General features: G+C 43.9%; 11 protein-coding genes. 2 read left to right on the top strand and 9 right to left on the bottom strand.

Going from position 1 to position 13,703, the window contains the following annotated elements; genetic code table 11:
- Positions 1-78: 78 nt before the first annotated feature.
- Entirely contained in the window at positions 79-1,500 is a 1,422-nt protein-coding gene (locus tag BLR43_RS09620) for an SLC13 family permease (protein ID WP_093070799.1), read from the bottom strand.
- A 402-nt stretch (positions 1,501-1,902) separates the two neighbouring features.
- Here BLR43_RS09620 and BLR43_RS13625 point away from each other — a divergent pair, with 402 nt between their 5' ends.
- A complete protein-coding gene (locus BLR43_RS13625; protein ID WP_167669405.1) occupies positions 1,903-2,067 on the top strand; it encodes a hypothetical protein in 165 nt (54 codons plus the stop codon).
- Between the two features lie 64 nt (positions 2,068-2,131).
- Here BLR43_RS13625 and BLR43_RS09615 read toward each other — a convergent pair whose 3' ends face one another.
- Both BLR43_RS09615 and BLR43_RS09610 read right to left on the bottom strand, forming a co-directional pair.
- A complete protein-coding gene (locus tag BLR43_RS09615) occupies positions 2,132-2,830 on the bottom strand; it encodes a YoaK family protein (protein WP_093070797.1) in 699 nt (232 codons plus the stop codon).
- Positions 2,831-2,965: 135 nt separating this feature from the next.
- On the bottom strand, positions 2,966-3,775 hold the full coding sequence (locus BLR43_RS09610) for an enoyl-ACP reductase FabI (protein WP_075107468.1): 810 nt from the start codon (positions 3,773-3,775) through the stop codon (positions 2,966-2,968).
- 384 nt (positions 3,776-4,159) lie between these two features.
- Between BLR43_RS09610 and folE the strand changes: the two genes are divergently transcribed.
- Positions 4,160-4,756: a GTP cyclohydrolase I FolE gene (gene folE / locus BLR43_RS09605; RefSeq protein ID WP_186474442.1), complete on the top strand. Its 597-nt coding sequence runs from the start codon at positions 4,160-4,162 to the stop codon at positions 4,754-4,756.
- A gap of 643 nt (positions 4,757-5,399) precedes the next feature.
- On the opposite strand, the gene BLR43_RS09600 is transcribed toward folE, so the two are convergent.
- From BLR43_RS09600 to BLR43_RS09575, 6 genes are all read right to left on the bottom strand, one after another.
- On the bottom strand, positions 5,400-6,704 hold the full coding sequence (locus BLR43_RS09600; RefSeq protein ID WP_093070795.1) for an iron-containing alcohol dehydrogenase: 1,305 nt from the start codon (positions 6,702-6,704) through the stop codon (positions 5,400-5,402).
- 183 nt (positions 6,705-6,887) lie between these two features.
- The gene (locus BLR43_RS09595; protein WP_071003609.1) at positions 6,888-8,555 is read right to left on the bottom strand and encodes an ABC transporter ATP-binding protein; all 1,668 of its coding nucleotides are present in this window, start codon (positions 8,553-8,555) and stop codon (positions 6,888-6,890) included.
- Positions 8,556-8,571: 16 nt separating this feature from the next.
- Entirely contained in the window at positions 8,572-9,630 is a 1,059-nt protein-coding gene (locus BLR43_RS09590; RefSeq protein WP_071003610.1) for an ABC transporter permease, read from the bottom strand.
- Positions 9,631-9,692: 62 nt separating this feature from the next.
- Positions 9,693-10,763, bottom strand: a complete 1,071-nt coding sequence (gene yejB, locus BLR43_RS09585) for a microcin C ABC transporter permease YejB (protein ID WP_093070793.1) — start codon at positions 10,761-10,763, stop codon at positions 9,693-9,695.
- Positions 10,764-10,864: 101 nt separating this feature from the next.
- Positions 10,865-11,644 (bottom strand): hydroxyacylglutathione hydrolase, encoded by a 780-nt coding sequence (gene gloB, locus BLR43_RS09580; protein ID WP_093070791.1) that lies wholly within the window; start codon positions 11,642-11,644, stop codon positions 10,865-10,867.
- A gap of 145 nt (positions 11,645-11,789) precedes the next feature.
- Entirely contained in the window at positions 11,790-13,622 is a 1,833-nt protein-coding gene (locus tag BLR43_RS09575; protein ID WP_093070822.1) for an extracellular solute-binding protein, read from the bottom strand.
- Positions 13,623-13,703 lie beyond the last annotated feature (81 nt).

Here is a 13,703-nt window from a genome sequence, read left to right as displayed (position 1 = left end):
AAAATAAAAACCTGATGCCTCATTAATATTGGGACATCAGGTTTTATTTATCATGGTAATGCTAATGGTTCGTTAGACTTATAGTAGGAAGAAATACGCCCAACACCCAACGATAACAGTAGAGATAATATTAAGGATGACACCTGTACGTACCATCTCTGTTTGTTTGATCAAACCGGTACCAAACACGATAGCGTTTGGCGGCGTCGCAACTGGTAGCATAAAGGCACAGGACGCACCGATACCAATAATAAGTACTAAGACTTCGCTCGGTATACCCATATGCTCGGCAATTGCCGCAAATACAGGGACTAAGAGCGCAGCTGATGCCGTGTTTGATGCAAACTCTGTTAAGAAAATAATGAAGGCTGAGATTGCAAGCATCACAACCAATAGCGGTGCAGTTTGTAAGCCATTAGCAACCGTCTCACCCAGTACTAATGACGCACCTGATACTTTTAGAATATTTGATAGCGCAATACCGCCACCAAATAACATCAATACACCCCAATCTGTGTTGTCTGATACTTGTTTCCAAGACACCAGACCCAAACTCACGACCGCCACTGCTGCAAGCAATGCAACAACGGCATCTGTATCTTCGATACCAACTGCAGCACCAATTTGCTTAGAGAGTATCCAGCTCATCGCTGTCACAATAAAGACAATAATCGTCAGCACGCGCGGTTTGGTCCAATGAATAGTTTCATCTTGCTGTAGGGTCATCGTGCGGTTTAGATTAGGCTTTAGAAATAGGTACATCGCGCCCAACAATACTGGTAATAGTATTAGCATCATTGGAATACCAAATTTCATCCAATCAACAAACGCAATATCCAAGGCTTTTGCGGCGATCGCATTTGGTGGCGAGCCAACAATCGTACCCAAACCACCGAGACTTGCTGAATACGCAATACCGAGCAGTACAAACACAAATGTACCGCGATCTTCTTTACTATCGACTTGCGTCAAAATACCGAGGGCAAGCGGTAGCATCATTGCCGTTGTCGCCGTATTTGAGATCCACATTGACAAAAACGCAGTCACGCCAAAAATCAATAGTACAGCGGTACTTAGCTTACCACCTGATAACGAAAGAATTTTTAGCGCAATCTTTCTATCAAGCTTTTGTACATGTAACGCGGCCGCCAAGGCAAAACCACCAAAGAAGAGATAAATAATGGGACTGGCAAAGCTTTGCAGACCGACTTCAGCATTAAAATCAGGAATGCCAATTAATGTCCCAACCACAACCACCAAGATCGCAGTGATTGTGACGTGTATCGCCTCAGTGAGCCATAGCACGCCGATAAAAAACAGCATTGCTAGCCCTTTGTTAGCACTGACCTCAAATGGCAATACACTGTAAATAATAAAACTAATGATTGCCGCAATGGCGACCACGATCAATCCTTTTCCCGTTCCCTTTGGGAATGTATCCGTAAATAAATACTCGTTACCATCATCAGGAATATGGCTATCCAGCTTTTTCTCTGACATAAATTATCCTTATCGCATCCAAAGTGAGTATGAAGTCAAAGTTATTGCAACACACTTATTATAAGACATCATGATATTCATATAGCGAACATTACGCGCGAAAATATCATATCAGAATAACTTATATATGAATACATTTTGATTATTTTTGTTTTTTTAGGATGTCTGTTTGATTCGTTGATGATAATCACCTCTCGACTTTGTGAGATTTTTCAATAGTAACTCTCTCACTACTTTGTTCTCACTACTTTGTTCTCACTGCTTTGAATGGACGCCTTGGTTGATAAAAATTACATAAAGCATTCAAACATTTATCATTTGGGGCTATACAAGTAAAAACCGATACCACATAATCTTAGGGTTAGATAGATAATCATCAATAAAAACAAGAGGAATGACACTATGACAGATGCAAATAAAACCGATGCAACCACAAAAATGGCGCCAAAAGACATCAATCAAGATAGTCTGGCCAAAGAAGATCAACAGCGTACTGACGACTCAGCGCTAGATATGATGCAAGGTATGCATGAACATGAAGATCATCAAGAAGAAGGCGCAAAATAAAAGATGGCAGAACGGCAGATAAAGCCAGTTATCTAGTATTAACAGCAAAAATAAGGAGCGCTTGTCATGATGATGAGCGCTTTTTTAGTTTTGTTTCTCTTTGTTCTGGCAAGTGATTGGAGACATAGTTATATATAAATGCTGCTGTTAGAACAATTGCAATGGGTACAAGCAACGCATCATAGCCAACTTTGGCAAACAAAAAAGCCCCTACTGTACTGCCACCGCAGAAGCAATACCAAATAACGGCCTGAAAGCCCAATGTCGGCTTACTAATGGAGCGACCCGCAAGCCAGTTACCGATTGCTGCACCCATATCAGATGTCAGTCCTGTCAAATGAGTTGTGCGAATAACTGCTCCACTATAAGTGGCTACCATCGCGTTTTGTAATCCGCAGGCCATCGCTGCTGCCAATTGTCCGAGATAGTCATGCTGCTGATATAACCAGTAGGCAGCTATTAGTAATGCTGCTTCAAAATATAGCGCACGCCCGTAACGACGGCCTAGTGTTAAGGATGTCTGCCCAATGACAAAACCGCTTAATATTGCCCCTGCCAAAAAAGACAATAGTAGCGCTCCGATGTACAAAATACTGTGGGCGTCTGAATAAGCGATAGCTGCTGCAAACAAGCTGACATTGCCAGTGACATGCGAGACCGATAAATTGGCAAATCCCATCAATGCGGTTGTGTTCACGCAGCCAGCGCTAAATGCCAATACCGCCCCACCCCACAATATCCACTTTGGTAACTTGGTTATCATATTTGTCACCTAAAGGTCTACTGCCAAAAAGACTCATAGTATAACGAGAAAAGGCAGCCAATTGGCTGCCTTTTCAATTTCAATAGCTGAGTGAATCATTGGTAATGACCATCAACGCAAAAAATACTTAAATGATTATTGCGCTGGCTCATCCAGCATCATCAACTGCTCACTGATAGCGACGGTATTAAAACCTGCATCAACAAACATGATCTCACCCGTGATACCAGATGCCCACGGAGATAATAGGAATAGTGCTGCGTTACCTACTTCCATCTGATTGACATTACGTTGTAGTGGTGCGATTTTTTCGCTGATATCGAGCATTTTGCGGAATGATTTAATGCCACTAGCAGCTAGCGTACGAATTGGACCTGCTGAGATCGCATTGACACGGATACCTTCGCCGCCCATAGAAGTCGCTAAGTAGCGCACGCTGGCTTCAAGACTGGCTTTTGCCATACCCATGACATTGTAGTTTGGCAATACTGAGATACTGCCTTCATAAGTTAATGTCAGCATAGAACCATGACGCATTGCAAGCAACTCACGAGCTGCTTTTGCCAATGCCACAAAGCTGTAGCTAGAGATATCATGTGCTATGTGGCTGCCTTCACGCGTGGTGGCACTCACAAAGTCACCATCGAGCTGATCCATTGGGGCAAAACCAATGGCGTGTACCACACCATCAATACCATCACCCCAATGCGCGGTTACTTGCTCAAAACATGCAGCAATCGACTCATCAGAGGCGACATCACACTCTAGCACCAAATCCGCTTCGAACTGTTCGGCAGCCATGTCCACACGCTTTTTGATTTTATCATTCGGATAAGTCAGGATCAGTGAGGCGCCTTCGCGATGTAGCGCTTCTGCAATAGCCCAAGCGATAGAGAGTTTACTTGCGATGCCAGTTACGACAAATCGTTGTCCTTGCAATAGCATAAGATTTCCTTTTGAATCAATCGAGATGATTTAGAATATAGGTTTATTTAGAGTAATCAGAAAGTGACGCGTCATGAAATGATGCAAATCAAAAGATGACTTATTATACACGAATTAGTTTAAGTAAACAGTCGTAAACTGTACTTGGTTACTATCATTAGTATCGCAATAATACTAACGAAATATCATCATGGTCACCGCTCTAATTGCATCTCTGACAGCCCTATAATGACTAAACTCCGAACTACTCACCACAGCAGTATGAAGTTCAGCAGATTTCGAGTATAATCACAGCCCTTCCCAGCTTGCACAATTTTATAAGAATCCTGACATGATAGGATTCAACGTTAAGCTACACCCACATTTTGGATGGCTGCCAAACTTATGAGTAACACCCCAATAATAACCCCAGATTATAAAGAAAGTATCGAATCCTATCGCCAACTGATTGGTTCGACTGGCGAAGACTTAGATCGTCCTGGTTTATTAGACACGCCTGTACGTGCGGCAAAGGCTTTTGCTCACTTAACCAAAGGCTATCATCAAAGCATTGAAGAGGTGGTCAATGATGCGGTTTTTCCATCAGCCAATCGTGAGCTAGTACTGGTGCAAAACATTGAGTTTTATTCACTGTGCGAGCATCATATGCTACCGTTCCATGGTGTGGCGCATATCGGCTATCTGCCTGACGGCCAAGTACTGGGACTGTCGAAGTTTGCCCGTATTGTCGATATGTTTGCTCGTCGTCTACAAATACAAGAAAACCTGAGTGAACAGATTGCACAAACCATCATGGATGTTACTGGCTGTCGCGGCGTGGCGGTAGTCATGGATGCCTCGCACATGTGTATGATGATGCGCGGCGTCAGCAAACAGCATTCAACCACGCGTAGTACCGCGATGCTTGGTGAGTATCAGCACAACAATCAAGCCCGTAATGAATTTTTGGGTGCCGTCCCTAAGCGCCAACCGGCGTTTTAAACTATTAATATTTTAGGCTGTTATGAGTAACAACAAACAAAAAGGACGCTAATGCGTCCTTTTTGTTTTAGCTATACAAAGTAAGATTTCAAGTTTTAGCAAATCAAGCTCATAGTCTTTGCCGTATACGCCAGAGTCTTGCAATGATTGTTACGATAGCTAGGCCAATCATTGTAGATGATAATATGCGATTCATAAAAATCTCCCAAACATAATATCATTTAACTATCGTAACGCTTATGTATAGTTAAGTCTAAATAAAAACGATACAGGATAATAAATTCATTTGATTAAACGCTATTTTTCTTGCTTGCTGTGACTACGTCTCTAGAGGCTGCGAAAAATAGCGTTTAATCTTATTGTATCGATTTTATAGTGAACCGACTATATCAATAACACATTCCTGTATTGTTATATACTTACAATTTATTAAGTTATTTTTTATTAATTAAGTCGTAGCACAAGATAAATTACAAAATGATTTGATCATGACACAGGCTTTAGGATAGTTAACATATAGAGATAAACTATTTTATTTCAATATCTTATATTGTTTTAAACCTGTTAAAAAAGCCTATCCTCAAAAGAGTCATAGGCTTTTTTTGTCTATCATAAGTCTATCAGTACAAGTACAAGTACAATGCTATGATGCTTTCTGAGTGTCTTTATCAGCACTCTCATCACTTACTTGCTTAATTTTCGTTAAGATTTCCTTAATTTCAGCTGCTGAGAGATAGGTTGGTACGGCATAAGTATCGCTGACTTCTTTTGCTGCTGCTTTTGCAATATCATCAAAATCACTGGTCTGCATACCGCTAACGGTCGGATCAATATTTAAATTTGCGATAAGCGCTCTGACTTGTACGATGAGATGATCTGCTATTTCTTTATCACCATGACCAGCTTGGCCGTCTGCTACCATACCCGTTCTTTTTGCCAGTGCGGCCAGTCTCTGCTTGCTTGCTTTACGATTAACATCAAGCACATAAGGCAACACGATTGCATTAGCACGACCATGAGGAATGCTATAGTAGGCACCTAATTGGTGAGCAATGGCATGCACATAACCCAAGCCCGCTTTGTTAAAGGCGATACCACCATAATGGGCGGCAATTCCCATCTCTTCTCTTGCTTTTAGATTGCCACCATCTTTGTAAGCTAATGGTAGATAATGCATGACAGATTTGACGGCAGAGGCTGCATAGTAGTCCGTCTCCACGCTGGCATTGGCACTCATCCATGCTTCTAATGCATGGGTCAATACATCAATACCCGTATCAGCGGTGATGTGTGCTGGCATACCTTTCATGATAATGGGGTCAATCGCTGCGGCGAGCGGCACCATTCTTGGATCAATAGACAATGCTTTTTGGTGTGTTTTATCATCAGATATCACTGCACCAAGGGTTGCCTCTGAGCCAGTACCCGCTGTTGTAGGCACGCAATATAATGGCGCCGACGGCTTTCTTGCTTTAAGGATCCCGATCAGTTGCTGAGGCTTGCATTTATTGCCTTGAGACATAGCGATCATTTTGGCAGCATCGATCACTGAGCCGCCGCCGATGGCGATAATAGCGTCGCAATTTGCTGCTATAGATTGGCGCAGTCCTTCTTCGACTACGTTAAAAGTAGGGTCTGGTGTAATGCCATCATAGACATGATAGCTGATATTTTTTGCATCTAGATAATCAGTGACTTTTGCAGGGATACCGAGTTTGTTTAGCACGGCATCAGTGACGATAAAGACATTGGTATTGCCTTCGTTGATGAGCATGTCGCATAGCTCATTACAGGCAGCCTCACCGACAAACAACATCGGTCTTCTGATAGGTATCACGTAAGAGATTGCTTTTAGCACTTTAGCGCGTGTCTTAGCCACTGCCAAATAACCAGCATACTGCAAGCTGTTATTCTTTACTAATTTAGTAATACTGTTTTGTTTTTTCATGGGTACAAAAATCCTTTTTAATGATGATTTTAACCGCGATAACAATAGTTTGAGCTAGTTGATAAAGGCTAAACGACGTTTGCCAATAGCAGAGTAGATAAGTATATGTACAGCAAGGATGTTTGAATAAAGCAAACCACTGTCTAGCATGATTGTACCACTGCCTTTTTTGGTATGTCGCTATTATTGTGTACTGCTCGCCTTTAATAACTGCTTGGCATACGGATGCTGTGGCTGGCTAAAGATATCTTCTGTGAGCCCAGATTCCACGCATGCCCCTTGTTTTAGTACCATAATATGCTGACATAGTGCGCGGACTACTTTGAGATCATGACTGATAAAGACATAACTTATTTGCAGCTTTTGTTGAATTTCACGCAATAAACTGACCACCGTTACCTGCGTGGTACTGTCAAGCGCAGAGGTAGGCTCGTCCAATATAAGTAGGCTCGGTTTCATGATGAGTGCGCGCGCCAATGCCACGCGTTGACGTTGACCGCCGGACAGCTCATGCGGATAACGCTGCGCGAATGCTAAAGGCAAATGGACGGTAGCCAAACTCTCCATCACCGCCTGCTGACGCGCGTCTTTATCCACGCCTTGTACCAACAGTCCTTCTTCCACAATTTGCATGACCGTCATACGAGGGTTGATACTGGCAAAAGGGTCTTGAAACACCATTTGAATCTGCGAGCGAAAGTTACGTAGCACTTTTTTGGACAGTGCTGAGATATCTTGCCCATTCACCACTATCTGTCCATGCACTCGTGCTTGATTGCCAAGCAGCTGACTCAGCGCCAGTGCAATGGTGGTTTTGCCAGATCCAGACTCACCGACGATCCCTAATGCCTGCCCTTTTTGCAAGGTCATATCAACAGCTTTGACCGCATCAAACCAACGTTTTGTACTCCCAAATAGACTTTTTTCGATTGGGAATTGTACGTTGAGATTGCTCACTTTTAATACAGTTGATGGTCCATCTGCATGATCTGCTACTGGCTGTAGCGCTTGACCGAAGTCTTGCTGAATGAGCGTGCGAGTATAATCGGCTTTAGGCTGATCAAATACCGCTGACGTTTGACCCTGCTCAATCGTCTGGCCTTGGCGCATCACGATGACCTCATCACTATAGCGCCTGACCAGATTGAGATCGTGGCTGATTAATATCATCGCCATATTATGCTGGTATTTGAGATCATTCAGTAGTGCCAAAATCTCATGCTGTAATGTCACATCAAGTGCGGTGGTTGGCTCATCAGCGATCAAGATATCAGGCTGCTGAGCCAATGCCATCGCAATCATTACTCGCTGACGCTGACCACCTGACAACTCATGTGGATAACGATTCAACTTGTCAGAGGGATCCGTGATATTGACGTCATTTAGCAAGGCAATGCTGGTGGCTCGCCATTGTTTTTTGGGTACGCCGCTTAAACGCAGTGATTCAGCGATTTGTTTTGCAACGGTATGTAGCGGATTTAGCGCTGTCATCGGCTCTTGAAATACCATACCGATCCGCTGACCACGAATAGCACGTAGTGCGGCATTACGCGATTTGTCATTCGCTATCGGTAGTTGAGACATGCCTGCCGTGCTTGCCAGCTGAACCTCACCCTTAATCGTCAAATTCTCTGGTAGCAGACCTAGTAGTGCAAGACTGGCAATCGATTTGCCAGATCCTGACTCACCAACGATAGCCAGAGTTTGCCCCTGTCTTAGCTCATAAGATAATTCATCGACCAGCTGGATGCCTGTAGCAGTTGTGATACTTAGGCTATCTACTGTCAGCACGAGCTTGTCTTGCGCGCGATTAAGATTTTCAGTTGGCGCGTTGTATTGCTCGGTAGCCATAATATTATCGGTCATATCAAGAGCGCCTCGGATCAAACGCATCACGCAGTGCTTCGCCAACGAAGATGAGCAATGACAAAATAAAGGTCAAACTAAAAAACCCTGATAAAGCCAGCCAAGGGGCATCAAGGTTATTTTTTCCTTGTACCATCAGCTCACCTAAAGACGGCGAGCCAGGCGGCAACCCATAACCCAAAAAATCCAGCGCAGTCAACGCAATGATATTAGCTGTTAATATAAAAGGGAGCTGAGATAAACTTGAGGCTAACGCATTGGGCAGAATATGTCTGAGCATGATTTGGCTATCAGACACACCGAGATTGCGCGCGGCACGCACATAATCAAAATTACGAGCACGCAAAAACTCTGCTCTTACCAAACCGACCAGCCCCATCCAACCAAATAACAGCATCATGGCAAATAGCATGATAATACTGGGACTAAATAAACTGACTAAGATAATAATCATAAATAGCTGAGGCATACCGCCCCACACTTCCATAAAGCGCTGCCCTGCCAGATCTACCCAGCCGCCATAATAGCCTTGTATTGCACCGACAATAATACCGATGAGAGCACCAGCGAGCGTCAGCGCCAGACCGAACAACAATGAGACGCGCATACCATAAAGTATCCGTGTCAGCACATCGCGTCCCATATCATCAGTGCCAAGCCAGTTCTGAGCGTTTGGAGCCGCTGGATAAGGCAGACCAAGCTCGACATTGGGTGTCTGATCAGCAAACGGAATAGGCGGCATTATATAAAACCCTTGCTCATCAATCAGCGACTGCACTGCAGGATCTTTATAATTGGTTTCGGTCTCAAATACACCGCCAAATGTCGTTTCAGGATAGGCCTTTAATACCGGAAAGTAATAGTCGCCTTGATATTGCACCAGTAAAGGTTTGTCATTGGCAATGACGTTAGCTGCCATGCAAATGACAAATATCACTGCAAAAACAAACAGTGATATTACCCCAAGACGATTTTGGCGAAAGCGATTTAAACGCGCTTGCCAAATGGGGTTTAAGCGCTGCTTTTTCGGTAGCGCTACCTGAGGATTGTGCTCAGGCATTGGCGCTTTATCTGGTTCGCTATTAATAGTACTGCTCTTTGATGAAGATTGATTATTTGACATTAGCGCCCCTCAAAATCAATACGGGGATCAATTAAGTGATAGCTTAAGTCGCTGATTAATTGCAGTAGTAGCCCTACCAAGGTGAAGATAAATAGCGTGCCAAATATCACTGGATAGTCGCGTTGTTGAATGGCCTCAAAACCTAACAACCCCAACCCATCTAGTTTAAAGATAATCTCAATCAAAAAGTTACCGGCAAAGAAAATACCAACGATAGCGGCTGGGATACCTGCGATGATAATCAACATAGCATTGCGAAATACATGACCATACAACACCTGACCCTCACCCAGTCCCTTTGCGCGAGCGGTCAATACATACTGCTTGCCCAACTCTTCTAAAAAGCTAAATTTGGTCAGATACGTCAAGCCCGCAAAACCACCTACGGTACTGGCTAGCAGCGGTAGTGCCAAATGCCAAAAGTAATCTTTCACCTTACCAAGCGCGCTGAGTTGGTCAAAATTTTCGGACGTGAGCCCTTGTAGCGGGAAAATATTCCAATAGGTGCCACCTGCGAAAAATACCAATAAAATAACTGCAAAGACAAACACAGGTATCGCATGTCCAATAGCCAGCAGCATAGCAGTGAATTTATCAATGCCTGAGCCATGATGCATCGCTTTATACACCCCTAAAGGAATGGCAATCAGATAAATGAGTAGCGTACTCCAAAGACCAAGCGATATCGAGACTGGTAGCTTCTCTATAATGAGATCGGTCACCGACTGCCCTTTAAAAAACGACTCACCAAAATCTAGCTGAGCGTAGTTCTTTAACATAAGCCAAAATCGTTCTGGAGCGGATTTGTCAAAGCCATATTGAGCATTAATAGCAGCGACCATTTCCTCAGAGAGACCGCGCGTTCCTTGATAAGTGCTGTCATTGCCACCTGCACTGCCCGCGCCAATATTACCACCAAGTGCGTTATCTTTTGACCCCTGCTCAATAAGGGCAAGCTGCTGCTCAACAGGTCCGCCTGGTGCCGCTTGTACGATTACAAAGTTGGCAAGCAATATCAAAAATAGTGTCGGTAATATCAGTAGGAGTCTTTTTAAGATATAACGACCCATAATAGCGACTTCCTAAATAAAGAGAGAGGGCGATGACGACAGCAGTATATTCTTTCGTGCTAAAGGTCTACACAAATATATCTATGTATTAAAAACTTGCATTAAAAATTATTTTTGAGCTCGCGTAACGCTGCAAATACCGTCAAAGAGTTATCATCGTCGATAGTTACTTTTGATTTAACCCCTGCAATCACACTTGGCTCTTGGGTACGCAAAAATACGTTGATCGCACGCTCATGCTCTAGCGTCACTGGCAGTGTCGGCACACCTTGTGCCGTTTGTGCCTCAGCTTGCGCTAATGCTTGTTGCATTGCCTCGTTGTCAGGCTCGATAGACAATCCAAAGCGTAGGTTACTAGCCGTATACTCGTGCGCAGGATACAGTAGTGTCTCATCAGGTAATTCATTTAGACGTTTAAAACTATCATGTAACTGCTCAATCGTACCCGTAAAGACACGTCCACAACCTGCACTAAACAACGTATCCCCGCAGAAGCAGTGCTTTTGCCCATCAATATCTAAGATATAAGCCATGTGGCTGGCGGTGTGTCCTGATACGTCCCAGACTTGTGCAGAGCAGCCCCATGCACTCACCGTGCTGCCATCTTTAATAGTTTGATCCTCATCAACCCCATGCTCACTATGCGCAACCAGATGGGTCATCGGATACGACTCCTGCAATTCTGCGACACCACCAATATGATCATGATGATGATGCGTGGTCCAAATCGAGGTTAGCTCTAGTCCATGCGTCTCTAGATAATCGATAACCGGCTGGGCTTGACCTGGATCAATGACGATCGCCTGCTTATTATTTTCATTAATTAAGGTCCAAATATAATTATCATTGAACGCTTTAATGGGGTGAATACGGATACTCATGTCAAATCCTTACCAGTAGTTATTTTTTTACTCGTTATTTTGAATTATTTCGTTTTGATTTTACTTCTCGCTTTTACTGCGTGGTAACAGCCTATGCGTTTGGCAGTCAGCTATTACTAGACCAGATCCTGTCAAAAGGTACTGCTTACTGCTTCAAATATTTGTTGATGCGTCCTTCTGCTTCTTTGTCCACCCACCAGTAGTCGATGCCGACGGCGTTGGTCGGTAATGTGTCTGTATGACGGTATTGGTCCCAATAAGCAACGTTAGTGCCAGACTTACCATACAATGGTACGACATAATGACCCGCTCGCAACAACCGATCAAGCACCTGCGTATATAACACAATTTCGTCACGATTTTTGGCATTACCAAGATTAGCAACCACCTCATCGACGGCTGCATTTTTGATACCAGCACTATTGTGATTGCCAGGCTCATCAGCCGCCGCACTACCCCAAAATGCAGCCTGCTCAGCACCAGGCGATAGACTTTGGGCAAACACATCGACGACCATATCATAATCAAAACGGCGCGTTCGCTCATAATATTGCGGCCCATCCACTTGGCGCAAGGTTGCCTCAAACCCTAAGCGTTTTAAATTACGAATATAAGGCAACAAGACACGGCCCATGGTCTCACCTGTCATCAAAATTTCAATTTGGGCGGGCTGACCATTCGGTTGATATAGCTTCATATCATCATAATAAAATCCAGCATCTAGCAATAACTGCCGCGCTTTTAGTAATCCTTGTCGATTAAAGCCATTGCCATCACTGCTGGGTAGCTGCCATTCTGCTAAGACGGCTTTACGCTGAATCGGTTCAAGCTTAGACAATAAAGGCGTTAACACCTGCATCTCTTCACTAGACGGTGTACCAGTTGCCGCAAGCTCCGACCCGTGAAAGAAGCTCTGCAAACGTTCGTACTGTCCATGAAATAATGTCTTATTCATCCATTCAAAATCATAAGCAGCCGTTAGGGCTTGGCGCACCCGAATGTCCTGAAAGATTGGGCGGCGCAAATTCATCACCAATGCCTGCATGGGCACTGGGTTTTGACTGGTTATGGTCTCTTTTTTGATAAGACCTGCTTTCACTGCAGGAAAATCATAACCACTCACCCAATTTGATGCTTTGTTTTCGGGGCGAAAACGGTACTGGCCAGATTTAAATCCTTCAAAGGCAATCTCATCGCTTTGATAATAAACGAACTTAATCATGTCAAAATTATAACGACCACGATTGACCATCAAATCACGACCCCAGTAATTGGGATCACGTATGTAGCTTACTGAACGCCCCGCATCGACACGTCCCAGCTTATAAGGCCCACTACCCATTAAGGGTGTCAGGCTGATCTTTTCAAAATCAGCCTCAATTGAGGATTTGGCAAAAACAGGAAACTGCCCAACCGTCAGTAGGATTTCTTTGTTTTCAGCGGAGGCAAAGACAAATTTGACTTGCTGCTCGTCGATGACTTGAACGGCTTTGATATCAGCCAAATAGCTACGAATAGACATCGGACCTTTGTTTAATATTGCATCAAAAGTCGCTTTGACATCATGACTGGTCACAGGCGTCCCATCCCAAAAACGGGCAGCAGGATTGATGTGATAGACAATCCAGCTGGTATCGTCTGGATCATAGGTTACCTTACTTGCCAGCTGTGGATACATGGTAAACGCTTCATTTAACGAACCTGTCATCAAGGTATCATACAGATAGTCGGTGCCGATCATTGGCACGCCCGTGGTCATCCACTTATTGGCACTATTAAAGGTACCACGCGCATCTAGCGAAAGCGTGCCTCCTGAAGGCGCTTTTGGATTGGCATAGGGCATGTAAGGCGCATTGATGTATTTCGTAGGACTGTTATGTCCAAGCGCTGTCGTTGTGATAGGCGCCGCAATACTGCTCGATATCCAGCTGACAGTGATGGCTAGCAAAACAGCTTTTAGCAGAGCATTTTTTCTTATCATAACGTTATAACAAACCTCTATGCTAACCAATGCGAGTATCAAAAATTAAGCGCTGACGGCAAAATAGCCTGATAGCAA

Origin of the sequence: Psychrobacter pacificensis, assembly GCF_900101915.1 — a bacterium.
Classification (GTDB): Bacteria; Pseudomonadota; Gammaproteobacteria; order Pseudomonadales; family Moraxellaceae; genus Psychrobacter; species Psychrobacter pacificensis.
The sequence above is the reverse complement of the archived record's forward strand: the minus strand, read 5'-3'. Positions and strand labels throughout refer to the sequence as shown.